20 protein-coding genes and 1 riboswitch are annotated in these 15,130 nt (G+C 56.2%); of the genes, 12 read left to right on the top strand and 8 right to left on the bottom strand.

Annotation, left to right across the window (positions count from 1 at the left end; translation table 11 throughout):
* The 10 genes from rplO to A6R74_RS13770 all read left to right on the top strand — a co-directional run bounded on the left by rplO (position 1) and on the right by A6R74_RS13770 (position 7,622).
* Entirely contained in the window at positions 1-435 is a 435-nt protein-coding gene (gene rplO / locus A6R74_RS13810; RefSeq protein ID WP_040479525.1) for a 50S ribosomal protein L15, read from the top strand.
* Complete coding sequence (gene secY, locus A6R74_RS13805; protein ID WP_064235086.1) at positions 436-1,767, top strand: preprotein translocase subunit SecY; 1,332 nt, start codon at positions 436-438, stop codon at positions 1,765-1,767.
* Between the two features lie 62 nt (positions 1,768-1,829).
* Positions 1,830-1,943: a 50S ribosomal protein L36 gene (gene rpmJ, locus A6R74_RS22355; protein WP_008959154.1), complete on the top strand. Its 114-nt coding sequence runs from the start codon at positions 1,830-1,832 to the stop codon at positions 1,941-1,943.
* A gap of 122 nt (positions 1,944-2,065) precedes the next feature.
* Positions 2,066-2,422 carry a 30S ribosomal protein S13 gene (gene rpsM / locus A6R74_RS13800; protein WP_022520863.1) on the top strand — a complete coding sequence of 119 codons (357 nt, stop codon included), beginning with the start codon at positions 2,066-2,068 and terminating at the stop codon, positions 2,420-2,422.
* Between the two features lie 39 nt (positions 2,423-2,461).
* A complete protein-coding gene (gene rpsK, locus A6R74_RS13795; RefSeq protein WP_007111985.1) occupies positions 2,462-2,848 on the top strand; it encodes a 30S ribosomal protein S11 in 387 nt (128 codons plus the stop codon).
* Between the two features lie 12 nt (positions 2,849-2,860).
* On the top strand, positions 2,861-3,481 hold the full coding sequence (gene rpsD, locus A6R74_RS13790) for a 30S ribosomal protein S4 (RefSeq protein WP_008959152.1): 621 nt from the start codon (positions 2,861-2,863) through the stop codon (positions 3,479-3,481).
* Positions 3,482-3,579: 98 nt separating this feature from the next.
* Positions 3,580-4,575 (top strand): DNA-directed RNA polymerase subunit alpha, encoded by a 996-nt coding sequence (locus A6R74_RS13785; protein ID WP_064235085.1) that lies wholly within the window; start codon positions 3,580-3,582, stop codon positions 4,573-4,575.
* A 39-nt stretch (positions 4,576-4,614) separates the two neighbouring features.
* On the top strand, positions 4,615-5,001 hold the full coding sequence (gene rplQ, locus A6R74_RS13780; RefSeq protein ID WP_008959150.1) for a 50S ribosomal protein L17: 387 nt from the start codon (positions 4,615-4,617) through the stop codon (positions 4,999-5,001).
* Positions 5,002-5,276: 275 nt separating this feature from the next.
* The gene (locus A6R74_RS13775; RefSeq protein WP_240488235.1) at positions 5,277-6,665 is read left to right on the top strand and encodes an SPOR domain-containing protein; all 1,389 of its coding nucleotides are present in this window, start codon (positions 5,277-5,279) and stop codon (positions 6,663-6,665) included.
* Positions 6,666-6,746: 81 nt separating this feature from the next.
* Positions 6,747-7,622 (top strand): DMT family transporter, encoded by an 876-nt coding sequence (locus tag A6R74_RS13770; protein WP_240488234.1) that lies wholly within the window; start codon positions 6,747-6,749, stop codon positions 7,620-7,622.
* 9 nt (positions 7,623-7,631) lie between these two features.
* Here the strand turns inward: A6R74_RS13770 and A6R74_RS13765 are convergent, their stop codons facing one another.
* From A6R74_RS13765 to A6R74_RS13740, 6 genes are all read right to left on the bottom strand, one after another.
* A complete protein-coding gene (locus A6R74_RS13765) occupies positions 7,632-8,369 on the bottom strand; it encodes a DODA-type extradiol aromatic ring-opening family dioxygenase (protein WP_064235083.1) in 738 nt (245 codons plus the stop codon).
* 113 nt (positions 8,370-8,482) lie between these two features.
* On the bottom strand, positions 8,483-8,917 hold the full coding sequence (locus A6R74_RS13760) for a DoxX family protein (RefSeq protein ID WP_064235082.1): 435 nt from the start codon (positions 8,915-8,917) through the stop codon (positions 8,483-8,485).
* Between the two features lie 78 nt (positions 8,918-8,995).
* Positions 8,996-9,916 carry a LysR family transcriptional regulator gene (locus A6R74_RS13755; protein ID WP_064235081.1) on the bottom strand — a complete coding sequence of 307 codons (921 nt, stop codon included), beginning with the start codon at positions 9,914-9,916 and terminating at the stop codon, positions 8,996-8,998.
* Positions 9,913-10,545: a thiamine phosphate synthase gene (gene thiE, locus A6R74_RS13750; RefSeq protein WP_064235080.1), complete on the bottom strand. Its 633-nt coding sequence runs from the start codon at positions 10,543-10,545 to the stop codon at positions 9,913-9,915. The genes A6R74_RS13755 and thiE overlap by 4 nt, the downstream gene beginning before the upstream one ends.
* The gene (thiM, locus tag A6R74_RS13745) at positions 10,535-11,344 is read right to left on the bottom strand and encodes a hydroxyethylthiazole kinase (protein WP_064235079.1); all 810 of its coding nucleotides are present in this window, start codon (positions 11,342-11,344) and stop codon (positions 10,535-10,537) included. Before thiM ends, thiE begins: the two co-directional genes overlap by 11 nt.
* Positions 11,345-11,367: 23 nt before the next feature.
* Positions 11,368-11,466, bottom strand: a riboswitch (TPP riboswitch).
* A 54-nt stretch (positions 11,467-11,520) separates the two neighbouring features.
* On the bottom strand, positions 11,521-11,865 hold the full coding sequence (locus A6R74_RS13740) for a hypothetical protein (RefSeq protein WP_064235078.1): 345 nt from the start codon (positions 11,863-11,865) through the stop codon (positions 11,521-11,523).
* A 303-nt stretch (positions 11,866-12,168) separates the two neighbouring features.
* Here A6R74_RS13740 and gloA point away from each other — a divergent pair, with 303 nt between their 5' ends.
* A complete protein-coding gene (gloA, locus tag A6R74_RS13735) occupies positions 12,169-12,705 on the top strand; it encodes a lactoylglutathione lyase (protein WP_064235077.1) in 537 nt (178 codons plus the stop codon).
* A gap of 9 nt (positions 12,706-12,714) precedes the next feature.
* Entirely contained in the window at positions 12,715-13,083 is a 369-nt protein-coding gene (locus A6R74_RS13730; RefSeq protein WP_064235076.1) for a DUF6164 family protein, read from the top strand.
* Here the strand turns inward: A6R74_RS13730 and A6R74_RS13725 are convergent.
* Positions 13,080-13,745 (bottom strand): cupin domain-containing protein, encoded by a 666-nt coding sequence (locus A6R74_RS13725; protein WP_064235075.1) that lies wholly within the window; start codon positions 13,743-13,745, stop codon positions 13,080-13,082. The genes A6R74_RS13730 and A6R74_RS13725 overlap by 4 nt on opposite strands.
* Before the next feature lie 131 nt (positions 13,746-13,876).
* A complete protein-coding gene (gene ampC / locus A6R74_RS13720; protein ID WP_064235074.1) occupies positions 13,877-15,046 on the bottom strand; it encodes a class C beta-lactamase in 1,170 nt (389 codons plus the stop codon).
* Between the last annotated feature and the right edge of the window lie 84 nt (positions 15,047-15,130).

Below are 15,130 nucleotides of genomic sequence, written 5' to 3'. Positions count from 1 at the left end.
ATGAAACTCAATAGCCTAAGCCCGGCTCCGGGCTCCAAGCACGCCGCAAAGCGTGTGGGTCGTGGCATCGGTTCCGGTCTTGGTAAGACCGGTGGCCGTGGTCACAAAGGTCAGAAAGCACGTAGTGGCGGCAGTGTTAAGCCCGGTTTCGAAGGCGGTCAGATGCCTTTGCAGCGTCGTTTACCGAAATTCGGTTTTACGTCTGCAAAATCTCTGGTCTCTGAAGAAGTACGCCTGGCTGAGCTGGCCAAAGTTGCCGGTGGCGAAGTCACCATGGCATCTTTGAAAGAAGCCAACGTGCTGAAGGATTCTACGCTACACGCGAAGATCATCCTTTCTGGCGAACTGAAAACAGCGGTTACCGTTCGCGGAATCAAGGTCACCAAAGGTGCCCGTGAAGCGATCGAAGCCGCTGGCGGCAAGGTAGAGGACTAAATGGCCAAGTCAGGAAACATGCCGGCGATGGGCAGCGGTCTGAGTGAACTGTGGGCGCGTTTGCGCTTCGTGCTCCTCGCCATCGTGGTGTACCGTATTGGTGCCCACATTCCCGTTCCCGGTATCAATCCTGACCAGCTTGCTGCCTTGTTTAGGGAGCAACAGGGCACCATCTTGGGCATGTTTAACATGTTCTCGGGTGGCGCCCTGGAGCGCATGAGTGTCCTCGCCCTGGGTATAATGCCCTACATTTCAGCGTCGATTATCATGCAGCTCATGACTGCGGTCTCCCCTCATCTTGAACAGCTCAAGAAAGAGGGTGAGGCTGGCCGCCGCAAGATTAGCCAGTACACTCGCTACGGCACGGTGATACTGGCGTTTGTCCAGGCTGTCGGCATGTCCGTCGGCCTGGCCAGCCAAGGCATCGCGTACACTGCAGACTTCAGCTTCTATTTCACCGCCGTGATTACCTTTGTATCAGGTGCGGTGTTTATGATGTGGCTAGGTGAGCAGATTACCGAGAAAGGCATCGGCAACGGTATTTCGCTGCTGATATTTGCCGGTATTGTTGCTGGACTACCCAGTGCCGTGGGCCAAGCGTTTGAGCTTGCCCGTAATGAAGGGGCCTGGAATGTTCTGCCACTGTTAGCGCTGTCAGTGTTAGGTGTTGCGACAGTCGCCTTTGTGGTTTTCATTGAACGCGGCCAACGCCGCCTCAAAGTTAACTACCCTCGGCGGCAAGTGGGCAATAAGATGTATGCAGGGCAAAGTAGCTACCTGCCTTTGAAGGTTAATATGGCCGGCGTTATCCCGGCGATCTTTGCCTCCAGTATTCTGCTCTTCCCGGCCTCTATTGGTCAGTGGGTAGGTGCAGGTGAAGGTATGGAGTGGTTACAGCGTGCATCTCAGGCATTAGGTCCAGGTCAACCGCTTTACATCTTGCTTTTCGCGGCGGCAGTGGTATTCTTCTGCTTCTTTTACACAGCGCTGGTCTTCAACCCCAAGGATGTGGCTGACAATCTTAAAAAGTCAGGCGCTTTCCTGCCGGGCATTCGCCCCGGCGAGCAGACCGCTCGCTATATCGACAAGGTCATGACACGTCTGACCCTGTTCGGTGCCTTGTATATCACTGCGGTTTCCTTGATGCCCCAGTTCTTGATTGTGGCGTGGAACGTGCCGTTTTTCTTCGGCGGTACCTCGTTGTTAATCGTAGTCGTGGTCATCATGGACTTCATGGCCCAGGTGCAGTCGCATCTCATGTCGCATCAGTATGACTCAGTGATGAAGAAGTCCAACCTGAAAGGCTACGGTAGCGGCGGTATCATGCGCTGAGGCGCCGTCCATCCTATTAAGTTAGAGGGGCGCGCCGCGAGCCGGTTTTTGGAGAAAGATCGATGAAAGTTCGAGCTTCCGTAAAGAAAATGTGCCGTAACTGCAAGATCATTCGTCGCAATGGCGCTGTCCGCGTCATTTGCAGCGAGCCACGGCACAAACAGCGCCAGGGTTAATAGCCTGGGCTGTATTTAGCGGTGCCAGCATACCCCTTGCCTTAGGGCAACCAAAGGGGTATGCTGTTGCGCCTTTTGTAGATGAATAAACGAGCAAGCCGCTCAAATTTCGGAGTAAGCTGATGGCCCGTATTGCAGGCGTCAATATCCCGGACAACAAGCATGCGGCGATCTCGCTGACCTATATCTTCGGGATTGGCCGTACTCGTGCTGAGCACATCTGTGCTGCAGCCGGTATCGCGCCTACTGCCAAGATCCAGGATCTGTCTTCTGAAGAAGTCGACACCCTGCGTTCTGAAGTTGGTAAGTACACCGTAGAAGGCGACCTTCGTCGTGATGTCACGCTTAACATTAAGCGTCTCATGGACTTAGGCTGCTACCGTGGTCTGCGTCATCGTCGTAGTCTTCCGCTGCGTGGTCAGCGGACTAAGACTAACGCGCGCACCCGTAAGGGCCCGCGTAAGCCGATCCGCAAATAACACGCACGTTCTGGCGTAAAGACAGGAATAGACATCAACATGGCTAACCCGCGTAGTAACCGTAAAAAGGTTAAAAAGCAGGTAGTGGATGCGATTGCGCATATCCATGCCTCTTTTAACAACACGATCGTGACGATCACAGACCGCCAGGGCAATGCTCTTTCATGGGCAACAGCCGGTGGTTCGGGTTTTCGTGGTTCTCGCAAGAGCACCCCGTTCGCTGCTCAAGTGGCAAGCGAACGTGCAGCAACTGCTGCAGCCGAGTATGGTGTGAAAAACGTAGACGTACTGGTTAAAGGCCCAGGTCCCGGTCGTGAATCCGCCGTGCGCGCACTGAATGCCGCCGGCTTCCGCGTGCAAAGCATCGTAGACGCGACGCCCATTCCCCATAATGGCTGCCGTCCGCCGAAGAAACGCCGCGTTTAAGGAGACAGATTCATGGCTCGTTATATTGGACCGAAGTGCAAACTGTCTCGTCGTGAAGGCACCGACCTCTTTTTAAAGAGTGGTGTGACTCCCTTCGAGAAAAAGTGTAAATCCGAGCAAATCCCGGGTGTACACGGCCAGCGTCGTCAGCGTCTTTCAGACTACGGCTTGCAGCTTCGCGAGAAGCAAAAAGTACGTCGCATGTACGGCGTACTCGAAAAACAGTTCCGTAACTACTACAAAGAAGCCGCTCGCCTGAAAGGTGCGACCGGTGAAGTATTGTTGCAGTTGCTCGAATCCCGACTGGATAACGTCGTCTACCGCATGGGCTTCGGCTCGACTCGCTCTGAAGCGCGTCAGCTGGTCAGCCACAAGGCGATTTCCGTGAACGGCCGCACCGTTAACGTAGCTTCCTATCAAGTGAAGCCCGGTGACGTTGTTTCCATTCGCGAAAAGGCGAAAAACCAAGCACGTATCCAAAGCGCGTTGTCCATTGCGGCCAACCGTGGCGATATCGCTTGGATCGAAATCGACGCCAAGAAGATGGAAGGCACTTTCAAGGCTCTGCCTGAACGCGGTGACCTGTCTGCCGACATCAACGAAAACCTGATCGTCGAGCTGTACTCCAAGTAAGCAGTTTTCTGTTTCTTGTCGGTCTGGTGCCGGTTTAATACCCGTGCCAGATCGTACCGAGTACCAAGTATCCGTTTGGCAGCCTGAAAGGTGTTCATATGCAGCGTTCAGTGACAGAGTTTCTCCGTCCTCGCGACATCAAGGTCGAAGAAATCAGCGCACATCACGCCAAAATCGTGCTCGAACCGTTCGAGCGTGGCTTTGGTCACACCCTGGGGAATGCACTGCGTCGCATTCTGCTTTCGTCTATGCCCGGCTGTGCCGTGGTAGAGGCTGAAATTGCTGGCGTCGAGCATGAATACAGTGCGCTCGAAGGGGTGCAGGAAGATGTCATTGAAATCCTCCTGAACTTGAAAGATGTTGCGATCAAGATGCACAGCCGCGATGAGGCGGTGCTCACGCTGAACAAGCAGGGCCCAGCCGTCGTCACCGCTGGCGACATTGCGCTTGATCATAGCGTCGAAATCGTCAACCCGGATCACGTCATTGCTCATGTCAATGAAGGTGCCGAGCTGAAAATTCAGCTTAAGGTAGCGCTGGGTCGTGGCTACGAGCCGGCTGACGCGCGTGGCTCTGATGAAGAGACACGTGCCATTGGCCGCCTGCAGCTGGATGCCACCTTCAGCCCTGTCCGCCGTGTTTCCTACTCGGTTGAAGCCGCTCGTGTAGAGCAGCGCACCGATCTCGATAAGTTAATTATCGATCTGGAAACCGACGGTACCCTGGATCCGGAAGAGGCTATCCGTCGCAGTGCGACCATCCTGCAAGAGCAGCTGGCCGCCTTCGTCGACCTGGAAGCTGATAAAGAACAGGAAGTCGAAGAGGAAGAGGATCATGTTGATCCAATTCTATTGCGCCCCGTAGACGATCTTGAGTTGACCGTTCGCAGCGCGAACTGCCTAAAAGCCGAGAATATTTACTATATCGGTGATCTTATTCAGCGCACAGAAGTTGAGCTGTTGAAGACACCGAATCTCGGTAAAAAGTCTTTGAATGAAATTAAAGACGTATTGGCGGCTCGCGGCTTGTCCCTCGGCATGCGGTTGGAAAATTGGCCACCGGCAAGCCTGAAGGACGACAAAGCCTCCGCGTGAGCGTCGACTTGAGTCCCAGTTTGGTAAGGAATTACAACCATGCGTCATCGTAAGAGTGGTCGTCATCTGAATCGCACCAGCTCGCATCGTCAGGCCATGTTCAAGAACATGTCTGTCTCGCTGGTCGAACATGAAGTCATTAAGACAACCCTGCCGAAAGCCAAGGAGCTGCGTCGCGTTATCGAGCCGCTGATCACCTTGTCTAAGCAGGATAGCGTTGCAAACCGTCGTTTGGCATTTGCCCGCACGCGCTCTAAAGAAGCCGTCGGCAAACTGTTTAACGAACTAGGTCCGCGTTATGCCGAGCGTCCGGGCGGTTACGTCCGTATTCTCAAGTGCGGTTTCCGCACCGGCGACAACGCGCCTATGGCGTTCGTTGAGCTAGTTGACCGTCCGGTTGTTGAAGAAGCCGCTGCAGAAGAGTAATCCTCTGCGCTAGGCCTCTTTGGTAGCGAATGAAAACCGACCCTCTTGAGGGTCGGTTTTTTTTATTTTTTATGCCGCCATTTATCTGCGTTTTTTCTACGCTTAACTACGTATTAATCACCTATACTCGGCTTATTATTAAACGCAGTGAGCGTTACCTTTCCGCCAGGGGAAAGCCTTGCGTTGTATCTAGAGTGTGGCATGGTAGTTAAGCGTCGGTGGATTGGTTATACAGAGATTGAAATTAGCGCATTGATAACAGGCAAGGGGCAGATATGTATGCGAGGGTAAAACAGACCGCCGGTGGAATGTCGGTGGTATGGGCGCTGAGTATGGCATTGCTGCTTACGCTGGCGATGGCCACCAGCGTTCAGGCCGATAACCCACGCTACGCGGGGATTGTCGTGGACTTGGATAACGGTGAAGTACTCTACGCCGAGAATATTGACGATCAGCGCTATCCCGCGTCACTCACTAAGATGATGACGCTCTATCTGACGTTTGAAGCGTTAGAGGAAGGGACGCTGCGCTTAGATCAGCCCCTGCCTGTTTCCCCTTATGCGGCCGCCAAACCTGCCGTCAAACTGTGGTTGGCGGCAGGTAGCTCTATCCCGGTGGATACTGCTATTCGCGCACTCGCGGTTCGATCAGCCAATGACGTAGCCGCTGTGGTTGCTGAAGCGCTGGGTGGCAGTGAAGCGCACTTTGCGCAAATGATGACCACCAAGGCGCGCGAATTAGGCATGCACGCCACTACTTTTCGCAATGCCTCCGGCTTGCCGGATGACGGTCAAATTACCACCGCACGGGATATGTTAACGCTCTCGGTAAGGGTGATGCAGGATTTCCCCCAGTACTACCACTATTTTGGTCTCCAAGAGTTCAGCTATCGGGGTACCCGGCATACCAGCCACAATCGGTTGGTACGTGATTACCCAGGAGCCGACGGCTTAAAAACCGGTTTTATTCGCGCCTCAGGGTTTAACGTTGCGACCACTGCGATGCGTGGTAATCGGCGTTTGGTGGGCGTTGTAATGGGCGGTTTTTCATCCCAGTCCCGGGATACCCATATGGCTAACCTGCTCGATCGCAGCTTTCTACGTGCCTCGCTGCGCGACCAGCAAAACTGGATGGGCGACACTGATTTCGCACGCGAATTTATGGCCTTCGCGCCACCTGCGCAGCCGGTTTCGCCACAGCAGCCTGCGCCACGCCAACCCTTGCTCGCGGTTGTAGAAACGACCACCTTATCACCATCAGCGAACGTGGCGCCTGCCGCGCCCGTTGTAGACCTTGAAGAGCAGTTGGCAGGTATCGCCACCATTCAGCGGCCCGCCCCCGAAAGCGAGGCTCCGCAGCCCGACCCACTGCAGGCTTTTATTGAGCGTGAGCGGCAGTTAGCTGCTGCCAACGAAACTGGCGGAGCCTGGGGTGTGCAGGTCGGTGCCTTCAGTCAAGAAGCCCAAGCGCGTCAGTTGGCTCAACAGGCGGCTCAGCGCATCGCCCAGAACTTAGGTGGGCGAGTAGCCGTCGACACCGTAGAGGGCCAAACCCCGGTGTATCGCGCCCGGCTAATGGCGCTAGATGAACAGCGTGCCCGCCAAGCGTGTCGCGAACTACACTCTCAGGGGATGGACTGTATGGTGGTTAACGCCAGCCTATAAGGTGGTGTGTGGCTATTACCCCGCCAATGGCAAGTTGGCGGGGTTTTTTGCTTTTAAGCGATAATAAAAAAGGAGGTTGCGGTGACAACGTCACTCAAGGGCATACTCTGCATGTGTTTGGGCGTTCTGTTTTTGGCCCTAGGCGACGCCGTTTCCAAATGGTTAGGCGAGGTGCATTCGCCGCTGCAGATTATTTTTTTCCGTGCGTTAGTCTCGCTACCGATGATTGCAGTGTTGGCACATTTTGCCGGTGGTTTGCGCAAGCTGCGAACTAAACGACCGGGCGTGCATTTTTTGCGCGGATTAATTTATACCGCCACCATGGTCTGTTTCGTTTGGGGCTTAACGCTGTTACCCCTGGCGGAAGCCACGGCCATCGCTTTTGTGGCACCGCTGTTTGTAACTCTGCTCTCGGTGCCATTGTTGGGTGAGCGAATTGATCCGCTGGTTCTCATTGCGTCTTTAGTGGGGTTTGCTGGGGTACTGATTGTGGTTCGCCCTAACGGTGATGCCTTTCAGGTAGGCGCATTAGTGCTCGTGGCCGCCGCGCTATTTTATGCACTGATGATGATTACCGCTCGTCGCTACGGCGCTCGCGAGCACTTATGGGCAATGCTGTTTTACATGACCTTTGTGCCATTAATCGTGACGGGACTGACTCTGCCGTGGGTGTGGCAAACGCCGCAGCCTTGGCACTGGATGGGTTTTTTCGCGTCTGGCATGCTTGGTGTCGCTGCCACTGCTTTTATCACCTTGGCCTTTCGGTTTGCGCCTGCGGCCATCGCCGCGCCGTTTGATTACACCGCCATGCTCTGGGCGGTACTGTTGGGCTGGTGGTTCTGGGGCGAAATGCCGGATCTCTGGGTTTGGGTAGGCAGCGCCTTAATAATGGGCAGCGGGCTAGCGGTGGCGTACCACGATCGCCGGACGACCCTAAAACGCCGCCCTACGGCCTAGCAATAACGCTTAAGCGAATTGATAGACGTCCATAGCAAGCACACCGTGCTCCACGCTGTGGTGTAGCTGGCGGGCTTCTCCTCCTGCCCCCATGGCCACCATCAACGGCTGGAAGTGTTCAGGGGTCGGGTGGTTCTTCAGCGCGTTGGGTGCGCGCTCCCAGCTAAGCAGTGCCTCACGATCGTTGGCGACAAGGCGGTCGCTCACCCAAGTGGCAAATTCATCTACCCAGGCGGGCATAGGGCTGTCTTGAGGCATGATTTCATATAGGTTATGGGTCAGGCTGCCCGAACCGATCACCAAAATCTCTTCTTCCCGCAGTGCCGACAGGCGCTCGCCCAGTGTTATCAGCTCTGCATTGCTCCAGCGCACCGGAAGCGACAGCGAAACAACCGGCACAGTGGCATCAGGAAACATCAGCGAAAGGGGCACCCAGGCGCCGTGATCAAGGCCGCGCTCTACCCGCTCTGCGCCCAGTGACACGGCTAGCCGCTCAGCCAGTTCAGGTGCGCCGAGTGCAGGGTACTGGCATTCGAAAAGCGCCCGTGGGAAGCCGCCAAAGTCGTGAATGGTTTCTGGCTTGGCACTGATACTGACCTTGAGCGCCAGGCTCTCCCAGTGCGCTGAGACCACTACGATTGCCTTGGGCGAAAGCTGTTTGCCCAGTTCGCGTAAAAAGGCATGAGCCGGTGTTTTATTAAGCGCCAGCATAGGTGAACCATGGGAAATAAATAGGCTAGGTAACATGCGCCACTCTCCACCGCAGTGCCAGCGCTGGCGGTGAGGCAAGCGCTGGCGATAGGATTAGGTGTTAGGTGTTAGGTGTTAGGTGTTAGGTGTTAGGTGTGAGGTGTTAGGTGTTAGGCGAAGCGGGGGCTTAACACCCAGCGGCCGCTACCCAGCCCCGCTTGCACGATCAGAGCAATTGCCCAGAACACGGGGAATTCCCAACCGCCGCCGGGGTTAGAAAACATCCAGCCGTTGCCAAAGTGCACCAAAGCAGCTCCAAGCAGCACCGGCACCAGGGCTAGGCTCACCCGGCGGGTATACACGCCAAGCAGCAGGGCGATACCGCCGCCGACTTCCGCAGCAATGGTCAAGTAGGCCAGAAATCCAGGTAAACCCAGTGATTCAAAATAGCCGACGGTGCCCGGCAGGGTAAACACAAACACCTTGAGTAAACCGTGGGAAAGGGTCATAACACCCAATGCGATACGCAGTAGCGAGATGGCATGGGTCTGTAGAGAGGGTTGTAGAAAGGGCTGTAGAGAGGAGGAGTGAGTATGTGTGGTCATCGTAGTAGCTTCCAGCGAGTGGTTGATGACGCTACTTTACAGCCGAACAAGATCGGGATAATCAGCGCATTATGCACATCACTGTTGCGATATTGGCGATAATCCAATGTTCTGCTCCCACACCGGCGGATCGCCCCACGCGTCTGTGAGCAGGTCGATAAAGCGCTCCACCTTGGCAGGCAGGTAACGCCGGGCGGGGTAGAGCGCGTGAACATCGAGCCGCACCGGTGGCTCATTGATCAAAATGGGCACTAAACGCCCGCTGGCGATACTCTCCGTGACCAGAAAGCTGGGCTGCTGAGCGATACCTAGGCCCGCTTCTGCGGCGTGGGTGAGCACATCGCCGTTATTGCTTTCCAGCGGGCCACTGACTGCCAATGACTGCGTGTCAATTTGCCAGTCAGCGCTTTGCTGGCCGCTGCGATAGCGTAGGCAGCGGTGCTCAGCGAGGGCTTTAACGCTGCTGGGTTCACCGTAGGTGGCAAGATACTCAGGTGATGCGCAAAACAGCAGACGGCAACGGGTCAAGCGGCGCGCCACCAGGCTTGAGTCTGGAAGGCTGCCGATGCGAATTGCAACGTCGTAACCCTCTTCCAACAGATCAACGCGGCGGTCATTTAGATCCAAGCGCACTTCAAGCGCCGGATGGGTCTGCATAAATTGAGCAACAAGAGGCGCTAGGTAGCGGGTACCAAAACTCATCGGCCCATTAACACGCAGCCGCCCACGCACATCGCTGGTGCCTTGGCCTACTTCGGCGGCGGCTTCATCGAGTGCTAGCAGCACTCCTTGGGCGCGGGCTAAATAGCGCTCCCCGGCTTCCGTGAGATGCAGTCGCCGGGTAGTGCGCTGTATCAGTCGCGCCCCCAATGCCTCTTCCAGTGCCATGACCTGGCGGGATACCCGGGTGCGCGAAATATCCAGCGCTTCAGCAGCCTGGGTATAGCTGCCCAGCTCGGCCACCCGCACAAAAGCGACGATATGCTCTAGCTGGTTCATGGCGCCGTAACGGCCTGAAAAACCTGAAAAGCCCGCGCTGCCTGATAAGGGTCGGGCTGGCCACAAATAGCCGAGATCACCGCCAGGCCGTTGGCTCCCGCGCGCTGCACGCTAATCGCATGGTTGGCTTTCAACCCACCAATGGCGACGCTGGGCAGCGGGCAGGCCTTGACCAACGATGCCAAGCCGCCAAAGCCGATAGGCTGGGCGTGATCCTGCTTGCTCACGGTGGCAAACACCGGGCCAATCCCCACATAATCAAGCAGCTCAAACGGGGTGGCTTGCAGCTGAGCGATAGTATTGATCGACAGACCGATAATCGCCTGCTCACCTAACAACCGGCGCGCTTCCTGAACCGCGGCGTCGCTCTGGCCGACATGCAGGCCATCTGCCTGGCTTTCTAGTGCCACCTGCAAGCGGTCGTTAATGATCAGCGGCACGCCGGTACCCGCCAGTAGCGCTTTTAAACGTTTGGCTTGGGCAGTCATCTGTTCATCGCTGGCATGCTTATCACGCAACTGCACGATGGTCACGCCGCCCATTACCGCTGCCTCGACCGTCTGCTCCAAGCCAATATTGCGGCACAGCGTTGCGTCGGTCACTAAATAGAGCGATAGATCAAGCGGCATGAAGGGCCTCCAGCTGGGCATGGGTGGTGAGGTCGTCAGGGGTGAGTTGATACAGCGCATCCAGCAGTGCCACCTGAAAGCTACCAGGCCCCTGGGCGTTGCTGCCGGCACGCTCGCCTGCGACAGCAAAGCAGGCCAGCGCGGCGGTGGTGGCTGCCAAAGGTGCCTCACGATTGGCAGCCACAAAGGCCGTTACCAGCGCGCTTAGCCCACAGCCTAGGGTTGTCACGCGGGGCATCAAAGGGTGCCCTCCATTAATACGGTAGTGCTGCGTGCCGTCCGTCACCCAGTCGCTTTCACCGGTCATCGCCACAATACAGCCGTGTTGTTGCGCCAGCGCTATCGCTGCGTTGACGGCTTGGCCGGTGGCAGCGGTGGAATCCACGCCGCGGCCTTGGCTGGCTAAGCCGTTCAGGGCAAGGATTTCCGACGCATTGCCGCGAATAACGCTGGGTTTAGACGCAAGCAGCTGCGTGCAGAGCGTTTGGCGATAGCGCGTTGCGCCAACGGCGACGGGGTCTAATACCCAGGGGATCGCGTGTTGATGGGCGGTCGCTGTGGCGGTCAGCATCGCGTCAGCCCAGTGGGAAGAGATCGTGCCGATATTAATGGAAAGCCCTGCAGAAATAGCCGTAAATTCGGCGACTTCTTCAGGCGCATGCAGCATAGCAGGCGATGCACCAGTGGCTAGCAGCAGGTTGGCCGTACTGTTCATAGCCACATAGTTGGTCATGCAGTGAACCAGGGGTGTCACTGCGCGCAGCGTCTCAAGGTAATCGCCAAGCGGGCGTAGGGTCATAGCATCCTCCCGGCAGGGAGGTGGTAAGCGGTACCACGACTCCCTACGCCGGTATTATCCGGTTCAGGTTCAAAGGGTGCGTCTCAGCCCAGCCGTAACGGAGGGCGCCCCTGTCGAAGGCTTACTATCCTTGCCTGAAGTAGCCCTGTAAAGCCCCGGATGCGGACGATGGCCATCTAGCGAAACGAAATACGGGTACCGTAGGTGAGCATCTCGTCAGGCGTTATGGCTTTACCCTCAACCCCAATCATCTCATCGCCGCACTGGTCGGCGAAGGTCAGCACGCCGTGGGTTAGGCCGAGTTGGCCGAGGGTGTCGCGTATCTCACCCGTGCCCAGAAAAGTGCTGACATGGCCCTTGTTGTCGCTCAGGTCAGACACGCCGTTAGCGTGATGAAAGCGCACTTTGTAAATACCATCCATGGACTCGACTTCTACAATGGGTGAAAAGCCGTTATGCAGGGCATTGGAAAGTTGCTTTAACGTCAGCTGGTCACCCAGCGTCATATCAATTGCACTCATGGAAAACTCCTAGAGGACGCTGTCAATGAAGAGCGTCGCTTATGTGGCAGGCACCATTTTTGTAAAGCTTGTGAATAATAAGTGTAGGGGTTTTGTTTATGATTGCCAGTGCGCTTATTGGTAGTCTGATGTGACGCTGCCTATGTGCTTGTAGGGGCTGGTATTATGGTGCTAAAGCCCCCATGGTAAGCGGTATGTAAGAGACGATAATCCACATCAACGAATGATCCACATCAACGAATGATCCACATCAGCGAATGGTTCACATCAGCGAATGGTCTACATAAACGACAGGAGAGCGAAATGAGTTTTCAAGGCGAGCAGCATCCCGGCGTCGTCGCCACACCGCCCCAAACCCAAGGGTTTCGCTTAAACCACACCATGCTGAGGGTGAAAGACCCTGAGCAAGCGCTGGCGTTCTACTCAAAGGTGTTTGGCATGCAGGTGATGCGGCGGTTGGATTTTGAAGAAATGCAGTTCTCGCTGTATTTTCTGGCCAACGTGGAGCCCAACGACAACGTGCCGGAAGATGCGCAAGCGCGAACTGCATGGACATTTAGTCAGAAGGGGCTGTTAGAGTTGACCCATAACTGGGGCACCGAGCATAAGGACGACTTTGCCTACCACGATGGCAACGCCGAACCCCAAGGCTTCGGACATATCTGCTTTAACGTGCCGGATCTAGCGGCGGCCCAAGCGTGGTTTGACGAGCATAATGTAACGTTTGTGAAACGCGCCGATCAGGGCAAGATGAAAGATGTTATCTTCGTTAAAGACCCTGACGGTTACTGGATCGAAGTGATTCAGGCAGACCTGATGGCGGGGAAGGGCGACGCTTGAGGCACACCAATGGCTGAACTACTGTTCCGGCTGCGCCACGTGACCGACGAAGAAGCCATGGAAGTGCGTGACCTGCTGGCCGACCATGGCTTCGATACCTATGAAACCCAGGCGGGTTTTTTCCGCCTGGGCGTAGATGCTATCTGGCTGCGCAACCCGCACCAGCACGACGCGGCCATCGCCGCGTTAGAAGCCTATCAGGCGGAGCGCCTTGAGCGCGCCCAGCGGGAACATCAGGCAGCGGTTGAGCGGGGCGAGCAAATGACGCTATGGAAACGTTTGGCAGCCCACCCGCTGCAGGTGGTGCTAGTACTGTTAGCGGTGGGCCTGATTGCGGCCCTAACGCTGCTGCCCTTTCTGGGCCTTTCGCGTGCCTAAGCCGTTGGCAGGTGGCCACGCTTGAGGTACATCATCACGCCATCATCGCCGGCGGTTAACGCCGGTGCCGCGCCGCTAGGATAACGACACCAAGTGCCCGCCGTGTAGCTATGCTCGCTATCACTCAGTGTGCCTTCCAGAATCAAAAACTCCAGGCCGCCGCGCAGGGTGGGGTAGGCAATAGACGTGCCTGCCGACCAGCGTTCCAGACTGGTGCGTTCCTGTTTATAGGTATGCAGCATCTTATAGGCAATGCGCGGGCGCCGGTCTGGCTGCCAGGGCAGTCGGTGGGCAGGCACTGCCAGTTGTAGCGTGTCGTTAGGGTCAAACTGGTGTAGTTTGACAAAGATCAGCGCACCCTCCTCTCCAATCGTTGGCGTATGCCCAGTGCCGATGGGGTTTCTTAGGTAGCTGCCCGCCGCGTAGCGTCCATGCTCATCGGCGAACACGCCTTCCAGCACCAGAATCTCTTCGCCGCCGCCGTGGGTATGCCGCTCAAACTGGGTGTTAGGGGCATAGCGAACAAGGCTGGTGGCGCGGGCAACTTCGTCGCCAATGCGGTCAAACATCATGCGTTCTACCCCCGCGCTGGGGGAGTCGACCCACTGATACTCTTCCGGGGTAACACAGGCAAAGTGGCTAAAATCGGCGTTTAAACGCATGGGAAAGGGCTCTTCGCAGTGAAGGTTAGTAACGGGAAGGGGTGTTAGCAGGCTGCTAGTCTCCTTATCAACAGCGAAAAATGCAACCCAAAAGCCGCCCGAAGGCGGCGGCAAGGTGTCTGGACGCTTATTCAGGGCGCTTCAGTGAGCGCGGTAAGAATATGGTGGGCTGCCTCGATACGTGCTGGGGTGGGGTAGTTGCGGTTGGCCAGCAGCACAATGCCAATTTGCTCGCTGGGCACAAAGGCCACGTAGCCGCCAAAGCCATTGGTCGCGCCGGTTTTGTTGTAAAGCGCTTGCTGTCTGGGGGCGAGCGGCGGGGTTAAGCGGTTGGCGGGGTTGGGCTGCAAAATCATCTCAAGGGAGTTGCCCGCCAGTAATTGCTCAAGCGCCACCGGGTAGGCATAGCTTTCCCAACCCAGCCCTTGGGTCATATCACCGAACTCAAAGTAGCCTGTGCGCGTAGCTGCCAAGGCTTGGCTAACTGGCTCGTCTAGTGCGCTATTCATATGGGCTTCCACGAACGTCAGCACGTCGGCGGCTGTTGATTTCAAACCGTAAGCTTGAGCATCCAGCATGCCTGGGTTGACCCGAATGGGCTTATCCTCTTTTGAGTAACCATAGGCGTAGTGCGCCTGCTGCGCTTCCGGTACCTGGTAATAGCTATGCTCAAGCCCTAGCGGGGCGAACACTGCTTCTTCCATCAGCGTCTCGAACGGTTTGCCAAGGCGTTGGGCGGTTAGATAGCCCATCAGGCCTATGCTCGGGTTGGAGTAGAGGCGTTGGCTGCCGGGGGCAGATTCAGGCTGCCACTGGCGATAGTAGTCGAGCATTTGCGCTTCGCTTTGTACCGCATCAGGAAACTGCAGCGGCAGCTCGCCTGCCGTGTAGGTGCCCAGTTCCAGTAGCGTGATCTCATCGAAGACGCTGCCTTCAAGGGCGGGCAGATACTGGCTGGCCGGGTCAGAAAGCGAAAGGGCGCCGCTGGACTGGGCATAGCCTGTTAACGCCGCCGTGAAGATCTTACTGATGGAGCCGAGCTCGAACAGCGTCTCATCGGTAACTGGAATGCCCGCTTCTTGGTCAGCTTCCCCATAATTAAAGTAATGCTGTTGGCCACCGATGCTCACAGCGACCGCCATGCCTGGAATACGGTGCTCCGCCATCAAAGGCGCAATAGTGTCGTTCACCAGTGCCTCGACATCGGCGTTTTCAGCAGTATCAGATGCCCATGCATAGCTGCCGATAAGAAGAGAACCTGTCATGATAAGTCCGGATTTTGCTGATAATATCTTACCCATACCAATATCCTGTTGTGTTTAGCGTTGAGAGAAAGCTGGGTGGTATCACCCACCGTAAAGAGCGTGGCAGGGGTTAATTTACGG

This window comes from Halomonas sp. ALS9 (genome assembly GCF_001651035.1).
GTDB lineage: Bacteria > Pseudomonadota > Gammaproteobacteria > Pseudomonadales > Halomonadaceae > Vreelandella.
The sequence above is the reverse complement of the archived record's forward strand: the minus strand, read 5'-3'. Positions and strand labels throughout refer to the sequence as shown.

What these genes read in the sequence shown, in the direction of transcription:
- A6R74_RS13765 (WP_064235083.1), bottom strand. Translation starts at nt 8,369, where the DNA reads ATGTTACCTAGCCTATTTATTTCCCATGGTTCACCTATGCTGGCGCTT.
- thiE (WP_064235080.1), bottom strand. Translation starts at nt 10,545, where the DNA reads ATGCCGCTTGATCTATCGCTCTATTTAGTGACCGACGCAACGCTGTGC.
- A6R74_RS13760 (WP_064235082.1), bottom strand. Translation starts at nt 8,917, where the DNA reads ATGACCACACATACTCACTCCTCCTCTCTACAGCCCTTTCTACAACCC.
- gloA (WP_064235077.1), top strand. Translation starts at nt 12,169, where the DNA reads ATGAGTTTTCAAGGCGAGCAGCATCCCGGCGTCGTCGCCACACCGCCC.
- ampC (WP_064235074.1), bottom strand. Translation starts at nt 15,046, where the DNA reads ATGGGTAAGATATTATCAGCAAAATCCGGACTTATCATGACAGGTTCT.
- A6R74_RS13755 (WP_064235081.1), bottom strand. Translation starts at nt 9,916, where the DNA reads ATGAACCAGCTAGAGCATATCGTCGCTTTTGTGCGGGTGGCCGAGCTG.
- rpsK (WP_007111985.1), top strand. Translation starts at nt 2,462, where the DNA reads ATGGCTAACCCGCGTAGTAACCGTAAAAAGGTTAAAAAGCAGGTAGTG.
- A6R74_RS13785 (WP_064235085.1), top strand. Translation starts at nt 3,580, where the DNA reads ATGCAGCGTTCAGTGACAGAGTTTCTCCGTCCTCGCGACATCAAGGTC.
- rplQ (WP_008959150.1), top strand. Translation starts at nt 4,615, where the DNA reads ATGCGTCATCGTAAGAGTGGTCGTCATCTGAATCGCACCAGCTCGCAT.
- A6R74_RS13730 (WP_064235076.1), top strand. Translation starts at nt 12,715, where the DNA reads ATGGCTGAACTACTGTTCCGGCTGCGCCACGTGACCGACGAAGAAGCC.
- thiM (WP_064235079.1), bottom strand. Translation starts at nt 11,344, where the DNA reads ATGACCCTACGCCCGCTTGGCGATTACCTTGAGACGCTGCGCGCAGTG.
- A6R74_RS13775 (WP_240488235.1), top strand. Translation starts at nt 5,277, where the DNA reads ATGTATGCGAGGGTAAAACAGACCGCCGGTGGAATGTCGGTGGTATGG.
- rpsM (WP_022520863.1), top strand. Translation starts at nt 2,066, where the DNA reads ATGGCCCGTATTGCAGGCGTCAATATCCCGGACAACAAGCATGCGGCG.
- A6R74_RS13740 (WP_064235078.1), bottom strand. Translation starts at nt 11,865, where the DNA reads ATGAGTGCAATTGATATGACGCTGGGTGACCAGCTGACGTTAAAGCAA.
- secY (WP_064235086.1), top strand. Translation starts at nt 436, where the DNA reads ATGGCCAAGTCAGGAAACATGCCGGCGATGGGCAGCGGTCTGAGTGAA.
- rplO (WP_040479525.1), top strand. Translation starts at nt 1, where the DNA reads ATGAAACTCAATAGCCTAAGCCCGGCTCCGGGCTCCAAGCACGCCGCA.
- rpmJ (WP_008959154.1), top strand. Translation starts at nt 1,830, where the DNA reads ATGAAAGTTCGAGCTTCCGTAAAGAAAATGTGCCGTAACTGCAAGATC.
- A6R74_RS13725 (WP_064235075.1), bottom strand. Translation starts at nt 13,745, where the DNA reads ATGCGTTTAAACGCCGATTTTAGCCACTTTGCCTGTGTTACCCCGGAA.
- rpsD (WP_008959152.1), top strand. Translation starts at nt 2,861, where the DNA reads ATGGCTCGTTATATTGGACCGAAGTGCAAACTGTCTCGTCGTGAAGGC.